Source organism: Nocardiopsis oceani, from assembly GCF_054777395.1.
Genome location: NZ_BAAHAR010000009.1, coordinates 95471 through 115400 on the forward strand (window position 1 = coordinate 95471; position 19930 = coordinate 115400).

18 protein-coding genes, 1 tRNA gene and 1 pseudogene are annotated in these 19930 nt (G+C 70.6%); 7 read left to right on the forward strand and 13 right to left on the reverse strand.

The window, feature by feature from the left end; genetic code table 11:
- Positions 1–84 precede the first annotated feature (84 nt).
- Positions 85–543, reverse strand: coding sequence for a DUF4442 domain-containing protein (locus tag ACYVDG_RS06975; protein ID WP_460747616.1), 459 nt, complete (start codon positions 541–543; stop codon positions 85–87).
- Positions 544–683: 140 nt separating this feature from the next.
- On the opposite strand from ACYVDG_RS06975, the gene ACYVDG_RS06980 reads away from it, so the two are divergent.
- Both ACYVDG_RS06980 and ACYVDG_RS06985 read left to right on the forward strand, forming a co-directional pair.
- Positions 684–772 (forward strand) — tRNA-Ser (locus ACYVDG_RS06980).
- 1177 nt (positions 773–1949) lie between these two features.
- Positions 1950–2165, forward strand: coding sequence for an NUDIX hydrolase (locus tag ACYVDG_RS06985; protein WP_460747535.1), 216 nt, complete (start codon positions 1950–1952; stop codon positions 2163–2165).
- Between the two features lie 90 nt (positions 2166–2255).
- Here the strand turns inward: ACYVDG_RS06985 and ACYVDG_RS06990 are convergent, their stop codons facing one another.
- The 3 genes from ACYVDG_RS06990 to ACYVDG_RS07000 form a co-directional block, all read right to left on the reverse strand.
- The gene (locus ACYVDG_RS06990; protein WP_460747536.1) at positions 2256–3185 is read right to left on the reverse strand and encodes a universal stress protein; all 930 of its coding nucleotides are present in this window, start codon (positions 3183–3185) and stop codon (positions 2256–2258) included.
- A gap of 115 nt (positions 3186–3300) precedes the next feature.
- Positions 3301–4218: a universal stress protein gene (locus ACYVDG_RS06995; protein WP_460747537.1), complete on the reverse strand. Its 918-nt coding sequence runs from the start codon at positions 4216–4218 to the stop codon at positions 3301–3303.
- A 163-nt stretch (positions 4219–4381) separates the two neighbouring features.
- Positions 4382–6160, reverse strand: coding sequence for a MinD/ParA family ATP-binding protein (locus ACYVDG_RS07000; protein ID WP_460747538.1), 1779 nt, complete (start codon positions 6158–6160; stop codon positions 4382–4384).
- A gap of 182 nt (positions 6161–6342) precedes the next feature.
- Here ACYVDG_RS07000 and ACYVDG_RS07005 point away from each other — a divergent pair, with 182 nt between their 5' ends.
- Together ACYVDG_RS07005 and ACYVDG_RS07010 are read left to right on the forward strand one after the other, a co-directional pair.
- Positions 6343–7317, forward strand: a complete 975-nt coding sequence (locus ACYVDG_RS07005) for an NAD(P)H-quinone oxidoreductase (protein WP_460747539.1) — start codon at positions 6343–6345, stop codon at positions 7315–7317.
- Positions 7318–7349: 32 nt separating this feature from the next.
- The gene (locus ACYVDG_RS07010; RefSeq protein ID WP_460747540.1) at positions 7350–7904 is read left to right on the forward strand and encodes a bacterial proteasome activator family protein; all 555 of its coding nucleotides are present in this window, start codon (positions 7350–7352) and stop codon (positions 7902–7904) included.
- Between the two features lie 105 nt (positions 7905–8009).
- On the opposite strand, the gene serS is transcribed toward ACYVDG_RS07010, so the two are convergent.
- Positions 8010–9311, reverse strand: coding sequence for a serine--tRNA ligase (serS, locus tag ACYVDG_RS07015; protein WP_460747541.1), 1302 nt, complete (start codon positions 9309–9311; stop codon positions 8010–8012).
- Positions 9312–9456: 145 nt separating this feature from the next.
- On the opposite strand from serS, the gene ACYVDG_RS07020 reads away from it, so the two are divergent.
- Positions 9457–9630: a hypothetical protein gene (locus tag ACYVDG_RS07020; RefSeq protein ID WP_460747542.1), complete on the forward strand. Its 174-nt coding sequence runs from the start codon at positions 9457–9459 to the stop codon at positions 9628–9630.
- An 80-nt stretch (positions 9631–9710) separates the two neighbouring features.
- Here the strand turns inward: ACYVDG_RS07020 and pheA are convergent, their stop codons facing one another.
- The 7 genes and pseudogenes from pheA to ACYVDG_RS07055 form a co-directional block, all read right to left on the reverse strand.
- Positions 9711–10658, reverse strand: a complete 948-nt coding sequence (gene pheA, locus ACYVDG_RS07025) for a prephenate dehydratase (protein ID WP_460747543.1) — start codon at positions 10656–10658, stop codon at positions 9711–9713.
- A 10-nt stretch (positions 10659–10668) separates the two neighbouring features.
- Complete coding sequence (locus ACYVDG_RS07030; protein WP_460747544.1) at positions 10669–11268, reverse strand: DUF4446 family protein; 600 nt, start codon at positions 11266–11268, stop codon at positions 10669–10671.
- Positions 11269–11283: 15 nt separating this feature from the next.
- A pseudogene (locus ACYVDG_RS07035) lies at positions 11284–12108 on the reverse strand (glycosyltransferase family 2 protein).
- A gap of 55 nt (positions 12109–12163) precedes the next feature.
- Positions 12164–12520: an STAS domain-containing protein gene (locus tag ACYVDG_RS07040; protein WP_460747545.1), complete on the reverse strand. Its 357-nt coding sequence runs from the start codon at positions 12518–12520 to the stop codon at positions 12164–12166.
- A 182-nt stretch (positions 12521–12702) separates the two neighbouring features.
- Positions 12703–13299 (reverse strand): ATP-binding protein, encoded by a 597-nt coding sequence (locus ACYVDG_RS07045; RefSeq protein WP_460747546.1) that lies wholly within the window; start codon positions 13297–13299, stop codon positions 12703–12705.
- Positions 13300–13526: 227 nt separating this feature from the next.
- The gene (locus ACYVDG_RS07050; RefSeq protein WP_460747548.1) at positions 13527–15458 is read right to left on the reverse strand and encodes a PAS domain S-box protein; all 1932 of its coding nucleotides are present in this window, start codon (positions 15456–15458) and stop codon (positions 13527–13529) included.
- A gap of 67 nt (positions 15459–15525) precedes the next feature.
- Positions 15526–15858: a rhodanese-like domain-containing protein gene (locus ACYVDG_RS07055; RefSeq protein ID WP_460747549.1), complete on the reverse strand. Its 333-nt coding sequence runs from the start codon at positions 15856–15858 to the stop codon at positions 15526–15528.
- Between the two features lie 82 nt (positions 15859–15940).
- On the opposite strand from ACYVDG_RS07055, the gene ACYVDG_RS07060 reads away from it, so the two are divergent.
- Positions 15941–16477, forward strand: a complete 537-nt coding sequence (locus tag ACYVDG_RS07060) for an SSI family serine proteinase inhibitor (RefSeq protein ID WP_460747551.1) — start codon at positions 15941–15943, stop codon at positions 16475–16477.
- A 90-nt stretch (positions 16478–16567) separates the two neighbouring features.
- Here ACYVDG_RS07060 and ACYVDG_RS07065 read toward each other — a convergent pair whose 3' ends face one another.
- The gene (locus ACYVDG_RS07065) at positions 16568–17179 is read right to left on the reverse strand and encodes a TenA family protein (protein WP_460747552.1); all 612 of its coding nucleotides are present in this window, start codon (positions 17177–17179) and stop codon (positions 16568–16570) included.
- A 316-nt stretch (positions 17180–17495) separates the two neighbouring features.
- Here ACYVDG_RS07065 and ACYVDG_RS07070 point away from each other — a divergent pair, with 316 nt between their 5' ends.
- Positions 17496–19901: a beta-xylosidase/alpha-l-arabinosidase gene (locus ACYVDG_RS07070; protein WP_460747554.1), complete on the forward strand. Its 2406-nt coding sequence runs from the start codon at positions 17496–17498 to the stop codon at positions 19899–19901.
- Positions 19902–19930 lie beyond the last annotated feature (29 nt).

Sequence of the window (19930 nt, forward strand, 5' to 3'; positions counted from 1 at the left end):
CGGAAGGGGTGTCTGACCGGGGCGGTTGAGGGGGGACGCCCGAGCGGGGTGCCCGTGCGCCGGGCTCCGACCCGGCTGGCGACGTTACTTCCGGTTGGGGCGCAGCGTCCAGACGACGGTCATCTTGCCGGTGACGGTGCCGTCGTCGGTGCGCAGCTCGATGTCGACGGGGAACTCGGGGCGCTTGCCCTCGTCCAGCTCAGCGACGATCTCGTCCCGCGTGCGCCCCAAGGTGGCGTCCGCGGTGACGTCGCCCATGGCGAGCTTGAGGTAGCGGATCTCGGCGCTCACGGCCAGCGGAACGGCCCGCTCCAGCTGGTCGCCGAAGGTACCGATCACGATGGCGCCCGAAGCCGACTCGGCCAGCGTGAACATGGCGCCCGCGTGCGGGCCGCCGACGTGGTTGTGGTGCTCCGCGTTGTCGGGCAGGCGCATGACGGCACGCCCCTGGTCCAGGTCGCTGAAGGTCACGCCCAGGGTCCGCGCGAAGGGAACCGCGGCGAGGAACCCGGACTTGACCATCTCCGCCGTCTCGGCGTCCATTTTCTCCATGCCCCCAGGTTACTCACGAGTAACCAGCGAACGCCACCCCCGCCCGCCCCTGCGGCGCGGCAACCCCGATATCCACGCGAACCCGTCCCCGCCGTGGGCTACCATGTCTGGCGGAGAGTCACTCTCCCCCAGGAGGGTTCGCATAGCGGCCGAGTGCAGTGCTCTTGAAAAGCACCAAGTCCTTGACGGGGCTTCGTGGGTTCAAATCCCACACCCTCCGCAGCAGCGGTACACAGCGCAGGCCGCCCACCGGAACGGTGGGCGGCCTGCGTCATGCAGTGGCTTCTACCGCCGCCAAGGCTCCGGAGGCTCTTCCCCGGAGCGAAGGCAGGCATCGAGCTCACTCAGCAGCCGGTCCGCCAAACGCAGGGCCTCGTAGGCCTCACCCGCGTGCCGGGGCCGCGTGCGCAGGGGCTCAGAGCCTACTGACAAAGGGGGTTTGGTTACCCAGCCCTTGGGGCGCTTGCCGCGTGGGTGGGAGAGTCCGCGTGGGTGGGGGCTGAGGGTGGCTGGGGTTTGTTGTTGGGTGCGGGTGGTTTCCCCGTTTCCTGCCGCCCGATGGTGGCCGTCTCCGCTGCGCGCCTCAAGGTCGTCGCCATCGAGCGCTCCGCGCGTCATTGGCGCTCCACCTTGACCCGCTTCGCTCCGACGGCGGGTCGGCGGCAGTCAGGAAACGGGGGACGTGTGGTCGGGGCGCCAAGGGGCCCTTCGGGCCCCGGGCCTGCGGCCCGAAGGGCCGGGCTTCGCCCGGTCCGGCCGTGACCGGCCGGCTTCCCGCCCATCCGCCCGGCATCATCGGACAGCGCGTCCCGATCCAGTGACCAGCAGGCGACGAAGGACCCGAGCAGGCGAGCGGATGGCCGGGCGCGTCCCACCGGTCTTTCGGTCGGACTCAGCCCCCTTCCCGACGATGATCTTGCCCCTGGCTCAACCCTCGACGGCCGAGGGTTGAGCCAGGGGCAAGATCATCGGGGATCAACCGGTTTCGGACGCAACGGACACCACCACCGGGCCGGTTTCGGACACCGGGACCGTCCCCGCTGGGAGACACCCCGGTTGGGGCACCCCCGGGACGCCCGCTACCCCCGGTGGAGGCACCCGGGACACCGACCCCCGCCCAGAAGCACCCGGGGGCCGGTGAACCCCCTCCCTGGAGGCAAACTCGGCGCCCACAATGCCTCCAACAGGGGGGGCTCACCACACCCCACCCCACACCCGACCGCGCCACCGACCCCCAACTGACCAGGCCACCACCGAGCCGCCAGACCGGTGGGACGCGTCCGGCCACCCAAGCACCTGAACGGGCCCTTCGTCGCCCACTGGCCACTGGATTGCGACGCGCCTGCCGACACAACCAGACCCACGGGAAGGAACAGCTCACCGGGGTCTACAAGAACATGAGCCGGGGAATCGTCGTCCTGGTCTTCCGCTGCAAGCCTGCTGACGGCGAAGCTCAGCCTTCGTCTGAGGCCACAGCAGTCAACTGGTTCGCTCCCGACGAGGCCACGGAGCACATGGCCGAGGCATACGCCGTGCGCTTGCTTGATGCCCTCTCCCCGAACGCACCCCACAGCCGGACCCATGACGGCAAGCGCCTCAACCCGATCAGGTAGTCGCCCGCCGAGCCCACAGGTCAATCAATCCAACTCGCGCAAGGGGCCTGGCCGGATCTCCCTCCCGGCCGGGCCCCGTGTCCTGCTCGTCTACTCCTCGTCGGCGTGCCTGGGGAGGACCACCACCGGGATGTGCGAGCGGTGCAGGACCCCCTGGCTCACGGAGCCCAGCAGCAGGCCCCGCACGGTGCCCCGGCCCCGGGAGCCCACGACGATGGCGTCGGCCTCCTTCGCGGCCTCCAGGAGGGCGTCCACCGGGCTGGACTGGGTACGCACCACGCTGACCTCGACGTCGATGTCCTCGCGCTGGTCGTCCATGACATCGGCGATGAGTTCGGCGACGACCTTCTCTGACTGCATCTCGAACACGTCGTCCTGCGGCTGGTAGCCGGCGGCGGTCATCGCTATCGGGTCGTACGGGTACGGCACCTCCCAGCTGTTGACCACCACGAGGTCGGCCTCGCTCTCCGCGGCCATGCTCACGGCCAGCCCCAGGGCCCTCCGGGCGGTCGGGGAATCGTCGACACCGACGACGATCCGGTCGAGGTTGGTTGTGGCCGGTTTGCCCTGGTCGTCCGAGGGGACCACCACGACCGGGCACGGGGCCTGGGCGGACACGCGCACACTGACCGAGCCCACGAGCATCGACTTCACCGTGCCCATGCCCCGGCTGCCCAGGACGATCAGGTCACCGGGATGGCTCTGCCGGATCAGCGCCAGCGGCGCCTCCTCCAGGGCCGTGAAGGTCTCGACGTCCACCGAAGGCTCCGCCTCGTGGATCAGCTCGACGGCGGACTCCAGGACTTCGGTCGCCTGGTCCGAGATCTCGTCGGTGGGTTGGAACCGTGCCGGGCCGGCGTAGGCCGACACGATCATCGGCATGCCCAACGCGTGCACGACATGGAGTGGAGCCCCTCGGCGCGCCGACTCGGCCGCAGCCCACTCCAGTGCGGCACGCGAGTTGTCGGAGCCGTCCGCGCCCACTACTACCTTGGCCGGGCGCACCTGATGCTTTGCCATAGTTCCCCCTTAGGGCGTTCGCCCTTGGTGCTGTCCACCATCATCACCGAGTAGAGCCGGATCATGCGGCAACGGCACGGGTGAAAAGGTCCCTACCACGCCCGACTTTGGTCCCTCAGTCCGTCTCGTCGGCGTGCGGTGGCAGCACGGCGACCGCGCCCTTCGCGTGGTGCAGGACGCCCTGACTGACCGAACCCATCACCAGGCCCCGGACACCACCGCGCCCCCGGGAACCCACCACGATGAGGTCGGCGTCCTCCCCGGCCTTCAGCAGGGCCTCGACGGGGTTCGCCTGCATCCGGACGGCGCTGATGTCCAGGTTCTCGGTCCGGTCGTCGATCACCTCGGCCAGCACACCGGCGACGACCTCCTCGGACTGGCGGTCGAAGACTTCCTCGTGCAGCGACTGGGCGTCGGCCGCCAGCGACGCCGCATCCTGCGGCAGCGGTACCTCCCAGCTGTTGACCACCACCACATCGGAGTCGGTGGCCAGCGCGTGCTCCAAGGCGAAACGCAGGGCCCTGCGCGAGGAGTCGGAGCCGTCCACACCGACGACCACCCGTCCCTCGTGCCGGCCCCGCTCTCCCTCCGGCACGATGACCACCGGGCAGGGCGCGTGCGACGAGGCACGCACACTCACCGAACCGAGCATGATCGCCCGTACCGCACCCAGGCCCCGGGAACCGACGACGATGATGTCCCGGTGCTTGGCCTCGTTGAGCAGGACCGCCGGCGCGTCCTCCGGGGCCAGCACCGTGGCCACGTCCAGACCGGGCTGCGCCTCGCGCGCGTACTCGGCGCTCTCGGTGAGCAGTGCGTGCCCGGCCTCCCTGGCCGCCTCGTCGGCCTTGTCGCGCCCCGACTTCAAGTTGGGGGAGGTTCCCGTCACCGTCGGCGTACCGAGGCCGTGGACGATCCGGAGCTGCTCGCAGCGCCTCGCTGCCGCCGCCGTCGCCCAGGCCAGGGCCGCGCGGGCGGCGGGTGAGCCGTCCACCCCCACGATGACCGTCTGCGGGCGTTCCTGTGCGTTCATGTCCTCCCCTTCCCCCTCCCCTCCATTGTCGGGATCGAGCGGCGAGAAGCCAGAGTCGGACGGTGCCGCGCGTAATCGACCCCTCCCGCGGATTCCTCGGATCCCCCGGACCACCCTCTTCCACAAGCCTTCTGCCACTCTCTCCCCGTCCTCCCTGCTTGCCCTAGCGTGCGAACGCCTCTCCCACACCCGCGGCCAGCTGCAGGTAGGAGTCCTTGGTGGCGGGCGCGAGCTGGTCCAGGTCCACCTCGGCCCCCTCCTCCAGGTGTCCGTCCCAAGGCACCCGCACCACGGAGCGGCAGCGTCCGGAGAAGTGCTCCTCCAACCGGTTGAGGTCCACACTGCTCTTACTGTTGGAGCGCACCATGGACAGCACCACCACGGCGCTCTGCACCAGGTTTCCGTGCCCGTGTGCCTCCAACCAGTCGAGGGTGGCGCTCGCGCTGCGCGCCCCGTCCACGGAGGCCGAGCTCACCAGCACCACCTGGTCGGCGAGTCCGAGAACGCCGCGCATGGCCGCGTGCAGCAGGCCCGTTCCGCAGTCGGTGATGCAGATCGAGTAGAAGTGCTCGACGATCCGGGCGACCTCGCGGTAGTCCGCGTCGCTGAAGGCCTCCGAGACCGCCGGGTCACGGTCGGAGGCGAGGATCTCCAGGCGGCTGGGAGCCTGCGAGGTGAACCCGCGGATGTCCGCGTAGCGCGAGACCAGGTGGCGCTCGTTGAGCAGGTCACGGATGGTCGCGGCGGTCTCCAGTCGCACCTTGTCCGAAAGCGTGCCCCGGTCCGGGTTGGCGTCGACCGCGAGGACCCGGTCGCCGCGCAGGGAGGCCAGGGTGGCGCCCAGGGCGACCGTGGTGGTGGTCTTGCCCACCCCGCCCTTGAGGCTGAGCACTGCCACGCGGTGGTGCCCCTGCGCGACCGGGGTGCAGGCCCGGGCCACGAGTTCGCGCTGGCGCAGCACCTTCGCGGACTCGCCCGGGTTGATCAGGCCGAGGCTGGCTGTGTGCACGGCCTTGCGCCATCCGGTGCTCGGGCCGTGACGCCGGTTGCGGACCAAGGTCGCCGCGTTGAGCGAGTCGGAGGTCTCCCCGTGCTCCTGCTCGGGTCGCCGGGTCGGCGCGGCCCCGGTGGCGGCCCGCGGCGAGGGGGCCGGTCCGGGGTGGCGCGGCCCGGTCAGGGACGACGGCTGGCTCGGGGCGGCGGGCGGGTTCGCCTCGGAGGGTGGGCTCGACACGGAGGGCGGTTCGGTCCGCTCCACCGGAAGCGTGTCGTCGGAACCGGTGTCCCGACGGCCGCTGTTCCAAGGGCTCGGCGATCCGAGGAAGTCCGTGTCCTCGTCCTCGTCGGCGGGCGCCGGCGCGGAGCGTGCCACCGGGGACGACGGCGGGCCCAGGCGTTCGGTGCGCTCTGCACGGTCGGCCTCCAACGGCGGCAGCTGCTCGGGTTCGGGGACCTCCGGGTCCTTGCGCAGCTTCCGAGGGCCTAGGGGGTCCGGGTCCTCTCCGCCGGGGCGGGCGGGGCGCTGCGGTCGGCGCTCCTCACGCCACGGCTGCGAGTTCGGCGGCTCCGGCGGCCAGGGGCGGCTGCGGGGCCCCGGCATCAGACGCACCGTGCTGCTGCGCATCTCCTCGGGTTCGTCGAGGGTGTCCTCGTCGTCCAGGCCTCCCTCTTCCTCGCCGGGGGCCGGCCCCTGGAAGGCGGTGCCCGGCAACGGGGGCGGTGTGTCCTCGGGAATCCGTGCGTAGGGGGGCGGCGGGGGTGCCGCGCCCTCGAAACCGCCGAACCACTGTTCCCTGGGGGTGGGAGAGGAGGCCGCCGGGCCCGACGTGTCCTCGGTCGCGGACTCGCCGAACTCCTCGGAGTCGTCCGTCGGCCGCCAGATCGACTCCCGGTCCCGCGACTCCGACTCGGTGCCTGACCCGTTCTGTTCGTGCTGTGCCACCGGGGCTCTCCTGCGTCGAGGGGGCGTTTCGTGGAGGTAGGGCGTCCCCGAGGAGGTGTCGGGATCGTCCCTCGAGTGTTCTCTTACCCCCACAAGCACAGCAAAGCATCATCGAAGGCCTGCTGAACAGAGCGATCCGGGGACGTAGCCCTGCCCGCCCACCCGTGGGTACTGTCAGCCACATGCACGCGATCCGAATCACCGAACCGGGCGGACCCGAGGTCCTCGCCTGGTCCGAGGTCCCCGGCCCCGTCCTCCAAGAGGGCGAGGTCCTGGTGGATGTGGCAGCCAGCGCCGTCAACCGGGCCGATGTGGCCCAACGTCAAGGAAACTACCCACCGCCGCCCGGAGCCTCCGAGTACCCGGGCCTGGAGTGCTCGGGAACCGTAGCGGAACTGGGCCCCGGCACCGAAGGCTCGGGATGGTCCGTAGGGGACCGGGTCTGCGCCCTGCTGACCGGCGGGGGTTACGCAGAGCGGGTCGCCGTACCCGTAGGCCAGCTCCTCCCTGTCCCCTCCGGGGTCGACCTGGCGACGGCCGCGGCCCTGCCCGAGGTCGCCTGCACCGTGTGGTCCAACCTGGTCATGGTGGGCGGCCTGCGCGCCGGACAGACCGTCCTGCTGCACGGCGGCGGCAGCGGCATCGGTACGTTCGCCATCCAGTTCGCCCGGGCCCTGGGCGCGCGCGTGGCGGTCACCGCGGGCAGCGAGGAGAAACTGGAGCGCTGCCGTGAGCTGGGCGCCGCGATCACCGTGAACTACCGGGACGAGGACTTCACCGAACGCGTGCGCGCCGAGGGCGGTGCCGACCTGATCCTCGACATCATGGGCGCCTCCTACCTGGACGCGAATCTGCGTTCGCTGAACACCGACGGCCGGCTCGTGATCATCGGCCTGATGGGCGGACGCCAGTCCGACATCAACCTGGGCCGCATGCTGGTCAAGCGGCTCTCCGTCCAGGCGACCACGCTGCGCTCCCGGCCCGCCGCGGAAAAGGCTGCCATCGTCTCGGGAGTACTCGAGCAGGTTTGGCCGTTGGTTGAGGAAGGAACCATCCGCCCCGTCGTGGACCGCACGGTACCCCTGAGGGACGCGGCGGAGGCGCATCGCGTCATGGAGTCGAGCGCGCACACCGGAAAGATCGTTCTCACCCGTTGACAGCGTGCCGAACACAGCCGAATAGGGGATCGATGAGCAACGCAGACAACCAGAAGGAGCAGCCCCAGGTCCTGGTCGTGGGTGCCGACGAGCACGGCGCCGACGGGGCCGAAGAGGGTTCGGGGGAGCCGAGGACGCTCGCCGACATGGTGGAGCAGCCCGCGAAGGTCATGCGGATCGGCAGCATGATCCGGCAGCTGCTGGACGAGGTGAAGGCGGCTCCGCTGGACGAGGCCAGCCGCACCCGGCTGAAGGAGATCCACACCTCCTCGATCAAGGAGCTCGAGGACGGGCTCGCACCCGAACTCATCGAGGAACTGGAGCGGCTGACCCTGCCTTTCGCCGACGGGTCGGCGCCCAGCGACGCCGAGCTGCGGATCGCCCAGGCCCAGCTGGTGGGCTGGTTGGAGGGTCTCTTCCACGGCATCCAGACCACGCTGTTCGCGCAGCAGATGGCGGCCCGCGCCCAGTTGGAGAACATGCGCCAGGCGCTCCCGCCGGGGCTGTCCGACCTCCAGGCCGGGGGCCAGGGCCAGGGCAAGGGCGCCGAGGGGTCCTCGCCCATGAGTTCGGGCCCCTACCTGTAACGGGCCCAGCGCACAGGAACGGAGCCCGACCCACGCGCGTGGTTCGGGCTCCGTTTTCGCGTCGGCGGTGGTCTGCCCCGCCGGTGGTTCTGCCGGCCGAAGGCCCTACTTCTTCTGGCCGCTGCCGCCCTTGCCGCCCTTGGGCGCCTGGACCGGCTCGAGGACGTCCTTGCCCAGGTACGGTCGGAGCGCCTCGGGAACGACCACCGAACCGTCCTCCAGCTGGTGGTTCTCCAGGATCGCGACGATCCAGCGGGTGGTGGCGAGGGTGCCGTTCAGGGTGGCGGCGAAGCGCGGCTTACCCTCGGCGTCCCGGTAGCGCACGTTGAGGCGGCGCGCCTGGAACTCGGTGCAGTTCGAGGTCGAGGTGAGCTCGCGGTACGTGTCCTGCGTGGGCACCCAGGCCTCGCAGTCGAACTTGCGGGCCGCGCTGGTGCCGAGGTCGCCCCCGGCGATGTCCACCACACGGTAGGGAAGTTCGAGCTTGTCGAGCATCTCGCGCTCCCAGGCGAGGAGCCGCTGGTGCTCCTCGTGCGCCTGCTCCGGCGTCGAGTAGACGAACATCTCCACCTTGTTGAACTGGTGGACCCGGATGATCCCGCGGGTGTCCTTGCCGTAGGAACCCGCCTCGCGGCGGAAGCAGGAGGACCAGCCCACGTACCGGTTGGGCAGCGCGTCGGCGGGCAGGATCTCCCCGGCGTGGTACCCGGCCAGAGCCACCTCGGAGGTGCCCACCAGGTAGAGGTCGTCGGCGGGGAGGTTGTAGACCTCGTCGGAGTGCTCACCGAGGAACCCGGTGCCCTCCATGGTCTCGGGCTTGACCAGGACCGGCGGGATCATCGGGGTGAACCCGGCCCCGGCGGCCTGGTTCATCGCCATGTTGAGCAGGGCCAGCTCCAGCTGGGCGCCCACGCCCGTGAGGAAGTAGAACCGCGCACCGGAGACCTTGGCGCCGCGCTCCATGTCGATGGCGCCGAGCATCTCGCCCAGCTCCAGGTGGTCGCGCGGGGTGAAGTCGAAGGTGCGGGGCTCACCGACGGTCTCGAGAACGACGAAGTCGTCGACGCCGCCCTCGGGCGCACCCTCCTCGACGAGGTTGGGCACGCGCGCCAGCGCGGCGTCGAACTCGTCGCCGAGCCGACCCGCTTCGGCCTCGGCCTCCTTGACCTCGGCGGAGAGCGCCTTGGCCCGGGCGAGGAGCTCCTCGCGCTCCTCCGGGGAGGCCTTGGAGACGGACTTGCCGACGCTCTTCTGCTCGGCGCGCAGGGTCTCGAACCGGGTCAGCGCGGAACGGCGGCTGGCGTCCAGTTCAAGCAGCCGGTCGGCCACGGCGGGGTCCTCACCGCGGGCCCGCTGCGAAGCACGGAGTCGGTCGGGGTCTTCTCGAAGAGCGCGAAGGTCGATCACGCTTGCAGGTTACCGTCCGCCCCCGCATGGACCCACATCTTTTGCGGAGACTCACGTCATGAACGCCCCCCGGCCTCGTCTTCCCACTGACAGGGCCGGTCGGGCGGTGCGCCTCCCGACGCAACGCCGAACGTGGGGAGTAGTCGTGAAACCGCTGGGTGAGATGACCACCGAGGAGCTCACCGAAGCCCTGGAGGCGCTCGACGACGCGCGCCCGGAGGACACGGCGCTGCGGCTGGCGCTGTACCTGGAACTGCGCCGGGCCGCGGCGGAGGAGTGGATGTTCGAGGAGGAGGCGGAGCCCTCGGGAGGCACCTGACCGCGGGCCGGGACGGCCCGAGGGGCGCCCCTCGGGAGTGGGCCGTCCTTCGCGGACGGCAAGGACCGCAGCGGGCCGGGTCAGTCGACCTCGCCGGCGCGGATGCGGGCGAGCCAGAGCTCGGCCTCGGCGAAGTCCGCGTCGGTGGCGGAGCGCGGCCGCAGTGCGGGGTCGATCTCCGTGGGACGGCCCCGGTGCGGATAGCTGCCGAGGAACCGCACGTCGCGGCAGACCCGGCGGATGCCCATCAGCGCCTCGCCCACGCGCGCTTCGGCGACGTGGCCCTCGGCGTCGATGCAGAAGCAGTAGCTCCCGAGGCCGTCGCCGGTGGGGCGCGACTCCAGCCGGGTGAGGTTGACCCCGCGGACCGCGAACTGGTTGAGCACCTCGATGAGCGCACCGGGGTGGTCGTCGGCGATGAAGGCGACCAGGGAGGTCCGGTCGGAGCCGGTGGGCTCGGGGAGGGAGCCGGCCTTCGAGAGGTAGATGAACCGGGTGGCGGCGTCGGAGCGGTCGCCCACCCCGTTGGCCAGGGCGTGTAGCCCGTAGCGCTCCCCCGCGATGACGGCGCAGATGGCGGCGTCGTAGGACGAGCCGGGTTCGGACACGGCGCGCGCGGCGGCGGCCGTGGAGGAGACGGTGTGGGTGTCGGCGTCCGGGAGGTGGGCCGACAGCCAGCCCCGGCACTGCGCGAGGGCGTGGGGGTGGGTGGCCACCCGCTTGACGTCCTCCAGCACGGTGCCGGGCCGCGCGAACAGCGCGAACTCGACCGGGACGGCGGTCTCGCCGGTGATGAGGAGGGGTTCACCGTTGATGAGTTCGGCGATCGTGGTGGTGACGCCGCCCTCCACGGAGTTCTCCAGCGGGACGACCCCGCCGTCGACCGCCCCGGAACGCACGGCGTCGAAGACCGACACCACCCCGTCGCACGGGACGCGGGACTCGTCGTCCGCGCCGGGACGCAGGTCGTGCAGGGCCGCTTCGGTGAAGGTGCCCTCGGGGCCGAGGTAGGCGTAACGGTTGGGCATGCTGTTCAGGCTATACGCCCCCGGCGCGGCGGGCGTGCTGGTCTGCGTGCGCGCTGTCCTGTTCGTCCTGCTTCGGCTCGTCCTGGCCCTGGTCCTGGTTGGGCTCGTCCTGGTCCGGCCCGGCGACCACGGTGACCATCGCCTCGGACACCTGGTCCGGGCCGTCGGCCGCCTCGCCGTCCGGTTCGGTGCCGTCGGGTCCGGGCAGCGCGGACCCGATCCCGTCGCCCAGCCGGGCGGAGCGGATCACGCGGTACTCCTCCGGGCTGAGCAGACTGTCGGCCTCGCCGCGGGTGACGGCCTTGGCGTAGGTGCGCGTCTCGGTCCGCCCGTTGATGGACGTGACGACCACACCGTCTCCACAGCTGTTGAGCATGGCCAAGGAGAAGGAGCGCGCGCCCGACATCTCCTCCAGGGCGTCGTAGTGCAGAACGGAGACGTCGCGGATGGCACGCGGGTCGGAACCGGCGGCGTTGACCGCCAGCGCCCGCTGGGCGAGGGCCTGGTAGTCGCCCCGGACCTCCCGGGTCCGGATCAGCGAGTACACACCGAGGGCCAGCCCGCCCAGTGCCGCGAGCAGAGCGATGGAAGCCATAAGTGTAGTGAACACAGCGCGAGCGTATCGCTACAGAACGCACCCATGGGGTCGCTCTTGGCGATTTTTGCGACTAATGTGCCCGATTTTTCGCGAGACATCATGATGGGCGTCGCGGGGGCGGTGGACCTGCCCTCTTCAAGCCCGGCGCAGGGTAGGCCTCAGCCGCCGGACGGCGAGGGCCCGCGCCACGTCCACGAACTGGTGGGTCCGGTGCATTTGGGCCCGCATGTCAGTCCCGGTGGCCCGGTGCTCCATCGGCACCTCGACCTCGACCACGCGGAAGCCCCCGCGCAGCACGTCGATGGTCAGCCCGGTCTCCACACCGAACCCGGAGGCGAGGGGACCGGCGGCGTCGAAGGCGGCCCTGGTCAGGCACCGCTGGCCGTTGAGCGGCTGCTCGGGTTCCCACCCGGTGGTCCGGCGGACACCGTCGCGGGCGAGGCGGACCACGAAACCGTGCCCGCCCAAGCGCATACGGGTGGCGGGGAACAGGGCGATGGTCATGTCCGCTGAGCCCTCGAGAACCGGCTCCACCAGGAGTGCGCCGCCCTTGGCCGTGGCGCCCAGGTCGCCGTCGAGGAAGAGGAGGTGGCGCGGGTCGCGCACGAGGCCGTCCCTCGCCTCGTCCTGCTCGATGAGCCGGACCACCTCGGCGCCCGTCTGCATGGCTGCGCCCTTGCCCTTGTTGCGCCGGTGCCGCAGAATCCGGGCCCCAGCGTCCATGGCGACACCTGCGGTGCGGTCGGTGGACCCGTCGTCGACCACGAAGAGCAGGTCCACCCCGGGAAGTGTGCGCGCGGCGGAGACGGTGGGGCCGATGCGTTCGGCCTCGTTCTTGGCGGGGATCACCACGGCGACCCCCGCGCCCGACGGGCCGTCGGGCCCTCGACTCGCCTCGGCCACTCGGCTACTGGGCGTTGCCGGTCCCCGCGGCCACCGGCAACGCGTCGACGTCGGAGTGGATGGTGAAGACCTCGTCCAACCCGGTCACCTGGAGGACCTTCATGATCGCCGGTTTGGGCGCCACAAGCTCCAGGTCACCGCCCTTGTCCCGGGAGCGTTTCATCGCGGAGAGCAGGACGCTGATCCCGGTCGAGTCACAGAACTCCGCCCGTGACATGTCGATGACCAGCCGCCGCACCCCTTCCTCAAGGGTCTCGACGAGCTCGTTGCGCAACTGGGGTGCCGTGTACAGGTCGATCTCACCGCCCACGGTTACCACCGCGAGGTCGTCCTGAGATCGGCTTGATATCTTCAACTCCACAGTCGTGACTGTAGCGTCCCGACCAGGGCCAAGCCACCTCGTTGGCGGTGTTTCGCGACATCGGTCACGTTCATCCGTGCTCACAGCCCGCGCCGGGACGGCCCGGGGCTTCGCCGACCGTCCCGGGGCCCTCACCTGTTGCCGTAGGCCTTCGCCGGTGGCCGGGACGCCTTCGCCCGCTGTCAGGCGGGTTCGTTCTCTCGCGCCCGGAGGTCGAGTTCGACGACGTCGGCCGTGCTCCCGAGAGTGTCGCCGGAGTCCGTGAAGGGGACGGGCAGGTCGGTGACGACGCCGCTGGGTCCGGGGGATACGTCGCCCTCGGCGATCTCGAGCACCGCCCAGACCGTGGTCGTGGTCGCGTCCATCTCGGTACCCCAGCGCCCCGCCAGCGTCTGCACGATGCCCAGGCCCCTTCCGCCCAGACCGGACAGGGAGGGCCGGGCCACCCGCGGCATGGTGCTGGCGCCTCCGTCCCGCACGGCGATCTCCAACCAGCCTCCAGCAGGAGCGCTCTGGTTCACCTCCACGCGCCAGGACACTGCGACGGTGTGTTCGGGGAGGGGGCTCGCGTGTCTGAGGGCGTTGCTGACCAGCTCACTCACGATGAGGGCCGCGTCATCGACCCGGCCGGGGCAGATCTCCAGGGAGCGCAGGTCCGCGCACAAGCCCTGTCTGGCTCCGGTGACGCTCTCGGGGACGTAGGGAAGCGCGACGCTCCGCTCGACTTTCAGCGGGTTCCCGGGGTCCCCGTCGTCGTGTGCGGCGTTGTCTCCTGACACGGCTTTCTTCCCTGCGCGTTCGTGCTTCTCGGTCAGCCCGGAACCCGCCCGAAGTGTGCCAGCGAATTCCACCAGGGGTGGAAATGCCCCGATCCCCCGCAGGGGAAACCCACCCCGAGGTGAATCCACAGTGGCTGAACCCGCCGCCGACGCCCGGATCACCGGACTGGTAGGGATTCGGAGGCAGATGAGTTTTTTGTTGCCCCTGTGAAGGACTGTGTCGCTATCTACGACTTGGCCGGCGAAACCTCCGCGTTCGCCGTGCCCGTCGGGGTTTCGGACACGACGGGGCCGAGCTCCGGCTCCTCTCCCCGGTGCCTGGGCAGGGTGACCCGCATCCGGGTACCGTCCGCCAAGCGCTGCGCGGTCACCTCCCCGCCCTGTTCCCGTACCAGCTGGCGGACGATGTAGAGACCGATCCCGAGGCCGCTGTAACCCCTCCGGTCGCCGCGCTCGCCGCTCTGGAAGAACCGTTCGAAGATCCGCTCCTCATCACCCTCGTCGATCCCGATCCCCTCGTCGTCGACGTGGATCGTGACAGTGTCCTCGCCTTCCTCTTCCTCCACACCGACCCGCACCGTTCCGCCGCTGGGGGAGAACTTCAAGGCGTTCTCCAGCAGCTGGTCGATGACCATCCCGGTGACCAGCGGGTCCCCGACCGTCCACAGGGTTCCACCGGAATCGAGTGCCAGTTCCTGGCTCTCGGCCAGTGGCCTGAAGGCCGCCACCGACTGCCCGAGCAGTTCCACGAGGTCGAAGGGCACCCTGTCGACGGTCATCTCGCCGCTGGCCACGTCAGAGCCCAACCGGAGGCGTTCCACGAGCTTGGCCAGCGCTCGGGCCCGGTCCAGGATGATCTCGCTCGCCTCTTGGCGGCCGGCCGCCCCCAGGCGCTCGCCCTTGCGGGAGAGCAGGGCCGCGTACCCCTGGATCACGGTGACCGGGGTCCTCAGCTCGTGCCCGGTGCTGGCCAGGAAGAACTCCCGTTCCTCCTCCAAGGCCTTCTGGGCGGTGATGTCACGGAAGTCCACGACCCACTCGTCGGTGCTGGGGATCCGCGCCATGAGGATCTCCAGCCAGCGGCCGCCCCGGTTCCGGTGCTTGACCGGGTCGCCGTGCGCGGCCGGGATCGGGAAGGGCGGATGCTGCCCCACCATCTGCTCGGAGGAGTAACCGGTCAGCTCCGCGGCAGACCGGTTCCACTTGCGCACCTTGCCACTGGAGTCCAGTACGGCGATCCCGTCCGCGCTGGAGTCCGAGACCGCCTGTTCCCGGGCCCGCTGGAGTTTGAGCTCCTCGTAGGCCTTGGCGTTGCCGATCGCCACCCCGGCGTGCTCGGCGAGGAGTTCCAGCAGCTCCAGTTCCACGTGCCCGACCTTGCGCTGGCTGTACAGCGCGTACAGGGCACCGTAGGGGCGGCCGTGCACGTTGGACACGCACAGGGCGATGGTGTGCAGGCCGGGCAGGTCGGCCCAGACCAAGTCCTCCAGGCTGCGGGTGTCGCTGTTGGCCAGCAGGACGGATTTTCCGCTGCGCAGGAGCTCACCGAACAGGCTCGTCTCCAGCGGCGCGCTCACCCCGTGCAGCTTCTCCGACAGGTGGGTGAGGCTGACGAGCTCCACACGGTTCTCGTTCAGCAGGACGAACCCGCCCGCGTCAGCCCCGGTGAGTTCGGTCAGGCTGCTGGTGATGCGGTCCAGGACCGATTTGAGGCTGAGGTCGGCGTTGATGTCGGCCACCACGTCGGTGAGCCGTCGTACCAGGCGGGCGCGCTCCATGGCGGAGGCGCGGGCCTGGACCTCCTTGTCACCCGGGTAGAGCACGAGGACCCACCCGGTGTGCCGCCCTTCGTCGTCGTACACGCCCCCGGTGCTGAGCCGCACGTCGACGGCGGCGCCGTCCTTGCGGAGCCGGCGGGTGAAGATCGTCAACGGGGTTCCGGCGCGCACCTGTTCGAGCACCGCGCCGTACTCGGGCCGCAATTCACGGGGGATGATCGGCAGCTCGCCGCCGAGGACCTCGTCCGCGTACCAGCCGAACATGCGCTCGGCCGCCGGGTTCCAGACGGTCACTCGGAGCTCGTCGTCGATACCGATCACCGCGTCCGCTGAAGAGGCCAGCACGGCTTCGGCGCTGAGGGGCGCGCGCTCGGAACTCACGTCGTCATAGTGCCATTGGAAAGCCTCCGGGTGGCGCGCCTTCGCACAATCCGACCGGATTCGGTCCTCAGATGACCCTGGGCTCCCCTTCGTCCTCGGACTTCATGTCGCGCGCCGCGTGCTCCCAGGCCTGCATCCCGCCCGCGACGTTCACCGCGTCCCAGCCGGCCTGGTTCAGCGCCATGGTCGCCTGGCCGGAGCGCCCGCCCGAGCGGCAGATGACGTACACCTTCTGGTCCTTGGGGACCTCGCCCGCGCGCTCGCCCAGGGTCCCGAGCGGGATGTGTACGGCGTCGGGCGCGTGGCCCGCCCGCCATTCGTCGTCCTCCCGGACGTCGAGCAGGTAGACGCCCTCGGGAACCTCGTTGACGAGAACCTCAGCGACCTGTCCACCGAACATGATGGTGACCCCCTGTGTCAGGTGTATTCGAAAAAAGTGAGAACCGGCGGAACCGCGTGTTCCGGGCCCGCGTCCAAGCAATATGCGTAAGCACACCTTCGCAACGGCCCTGCCGACCCGCCTCGCCGCACTCGCAGCTCTTGGCCTGCTTATCACGGCCTGCGGCAACGAGCCCGACGAGGTGGGCGCGCCGGCACCCGAGAACGAGACCGAAGCCCCCGAGAACGACGCCCCTGAAGAAGAAGCCGACGACCAGGACGAAGCCGACGACGAGAACGGGTCCGCCGAGGTGGACCTCGTGATCGAGCGTTCCCTGTCCGAAGACGACGGCCTGACGGCCGAGGAGGGCTTCGAAGAGGGCGAGCTGACCCTGACCTGCGCCCCCGCTGGCGGCGACCACCCAGATCCCGAGGCCGCCTGCGCCGAGATCGAGGACGTCGGCGTGGAGCCGTTCACCATGGACACCTCAGACGACATGTGCACGATGCAGATCGGCGGCCCCGAGGTCGTGCACGTGTCCGGCCAGGTGGAAGGCACCGAGGTCGACACCGAGTTCAACAAGCGCAACGGTTGCGAGATCGACCGCTTCGACCAGGTCAACTCCGTCATCAGCCCCTAGTCCCCTACTCCCCTTACCCCCGAACGTGCGAGGGGCGGACCCGCCGGGTCCGCCCCCCTTTTTCGGCCCTTCTCCAAGCGCACGGGGTTCCTACGTGTACGGGGTGTCCCAGAAGGCGACCTCGTGGCGCATGCCCTCCAGGAAGAAGCGCTCGGCCCGCTCCGGATCGGGTCCGGCCTCCTCCAGCATCCGGCCGTACTTCTCGGTGAGTTCGGTGAACCCGGGGTCGGCGTAGGTGTCGATCCAGCGCCGGTACCGGGGATCCTCCGGCATGGTCTTGGCCAGTTCGAGCCCCAGTGAGTTGTAGCCCCACATGCACGGGTAGACAGCGGCGAGCCCGTCCCGGTAGTCGGCCGCCGCGTCCAGGAGCCACGAGGTGTAGTCCTCGCAGGCCTGACCCTTGTCCTTGGTGGTCAGGTCGGCGCCGAAGTCCCCGGATAGGGAGCGGTGCAGTTCCAGTTCCTCGGTGAGTGTGCTGTGCGCGATCCCCACCAGGTCCGCCAGGTGCCGGTCCGGCGCCTGCCAGGCCAGCCGGGAGAAGGCCCGAGCGTAGTCGAGCAGGTACAGGTGGTCCTGCTCGAGCCAGTACCGGAAGGCGCGATCGTCGAGGTCGCCCCGGGCGATCCCCGCGACGGTCGGGTGCGCGAGCTGTTCGGCGACCAGGGGCCGCCCGATCTCGTGAAGTCGTTCAGTGATTCCCACGCCCGGAGTGTCCCATCCGGACGGTTACGGCCCAAGACCCGCCGGACCACCGACCGCCCCACCCTCCGAAACTTCCCGGTGACCGCACGGCTACCTTTCCGAAAATCCAGGGGTGCAATCGGGAAGATTTATACCTCACCGACCAGCACTTTCTCTCTTGCAATGTGACTTGTCTCTCCTATGGGGTTGACCCGACAGGGCTGTAAACGTACATTCACCGCCAACATGTTTCGCGAAAATTTACGAAACTTTCGGTGAGCGACCCTGCACCGACACCGCCCCAGACGTCTCCACCCCCATTGCAGGAGGACACTCCTTGACCCGTTCCACCGGCAACCCGGACACAGCGGACCAGGTAGCCACAGACCCCGCCTGGCGGGATCCCTCGGCACCGGCCGACAGGCGCGTCGACGCGCTCCTCGCCGAGATGACCCTGGAGGAGAAGGTCGCTCAACTCCACGGACTGTGGGTCAGCGCGGACTCCAACGGCGCACCGGTCGCACCCCACCAGCACGACCTGACCCAGGAACCGCCCGAGTGGGACCAGGCCATCGCCCAGGGCTTGGGGCAACTCACCCGCCCCTTCGGCACGGTCCCGGTCGACCCCGCGGCCGGGCACGAGTCACTGGCCCGGAGCCAGCGGGAGATCATGGCGGCCAACAGGTTCCGGATCCCGGCCCTCGCCCACGAGGAATGCCTGGCCGGCTTCGCCGCCTGGACCGCGACGATCTACCCCGTGCCCCTCGCCTGGGGCGCGAGTTTCGACCCCGACCTGGTCGAGCGCATGGCCGCCCAGATCGGGGAAAGCATGCGCCGCGTCGGCGTGCACCAAGGGCTCGCCCCCGTACTCGACGTCGCCCGAGACGCCCGGTGGGGCCGCGTCGAGGAGACCATCGGCGAGGACCCCCACCTGGTGGCGACCGTCGGCACCGCCTACGTCCGCGGCCTCCAGTCCTCCGGGATCGTGGCCACCCTCAAGCACTTCGCCGGGTACTCGAGTTCACGGTCCGGGCGCAACCTCGCGCCGGTCTCCGTCGGCCCCCGCGAGTTCGCCGACGTGCTGCTCCCCCCGTTCGAGATGGCCCTGCGCGAAGGCGGCGCCGGATCGGTCATGCACGCCTACAACGACAACGACGGCCTCCCCGCCGCCGCCGACCCCGGACTCCTGACCGGCGTACTGCGCGACACCTGGGGGTTCGAGGGCACCGTCGTCGCCGACTACTTCGGGGTCGCCTTCCTGCACGCCCTCCACGGTGTGGCGGAGTCCCCCGCCCGGGCCGGGGCGCTCGCCCTCTCCTCCGGCGTGGACGTCGAACTCCCCACGGTGCACTGCTACGGGGACCGGCTCGTCGAGGAGGTCCGGACGGGCAGGCTGCCCGAGGCCACGGTCGACCGCGCCGCACGGCGGGTCCTGCGCCAGAAGTGCGAACTCGGACTGCTCGACCCCGGCTGGTCTCCCGAGGGCTCCGCCCCGGACGCGCGGATCGACCTGGACCCGCCCGAGCACCGAGCGCTGGCCCGCCGCCTGGCCGAGGAGTCGGTGGTCCTCTTGGAGAACCCGGACGGACTCCTGCCCCTCCGCGACACCAAGAGCGTGGCCGTCGTGGGACCGCTCGCGCACTCCGGTGACGCCATGCTCGGCTGCTACTCGTTCCCCGCGCACGTCGGACGCCGGTACCCGGACACGGACCAAGGGGTCGACATCCCCACCGTCCTGGAGGCGCTGACCGGAGAGCTGCCGCGCACGCGCGTCGAACACGCCGCGGGGTGCTCGGTCGACGGCGCCTCCACCGACGGGTTCGCCGACGCTCTGGCGGCCGCCGGATCCGCGCCGGTGTGCGTGGCCGTCCTGGGCGACCGCTCCGACCTCTTCGGCCGCGGCACCTCGGGCGAGGGGTGCGACGCGACCGACCTCTCCCTCCCGGGTGTGCAGCAGCAGTTCCTGGAGGCGCTCGTGGAGACCGGCACCCCCGTCGTCGCCGTACTCCTCACCGGACGCCCCTACGCCCTCGGCGCGGTGGCCGACCGGCTGGCCGCGACGGTCCAGGCCTTCTTCCCCGGCGAGGAGGGCGGGGCCGCGGTCGCGGGTGTGCTCTCCGGGCGGGTGAACCCCAGCGGACGCCTTCCCGTGTCGATCCCCCACTCACCCGGCGGCCAGCCGGGCACCTACCTGGGCCCGGCACTCGCCCACCGCAGCCAGGTGAGTTCGGTGGACCCGACCGCGCGCCACCCGTTCGGGCACGGCCTGTCCTACAGCTCCTTCTCGTGGGCGGCGCCGCGGGCCGACGGTCGGCCGCTCGTTCCGGACAGCCCGACGGACGCGGACACCGACGCGGCCCTGACGGTCGGGTGCACCGTCCGCAACAACGGCACGGTGGCCGGTACCGAGGTGGTCCAGCTCTACCTGACCGACCCCGTGGCACAGGTGTCCCAGCCCGTCCGCCGTCTCGTCGGCTACGCCCGGATCGACCTCGGACCGGGAGAGGCGCGCACGGTCGACTTCACCGTCCACGCCGACCTCGCCGCCTACACCGGCCCCGGAGGGCGGCGGATCGTCGAACCGGGCGAGCTCCACCTGGCGCTGGCGGCCTCCAGCCGGGACATCCGGCACACGTTCCCGGTACGGCTCACCGGCCCCGAACGCATCGTCGACCACACCCGCGCACTCACCTGCGACGTCCAGCTCGCCACGGCCGACCGAGCGGCCGTCGCGGCCGACTGACCGCTCCTCCACGAGAGAACCCCGTCCCG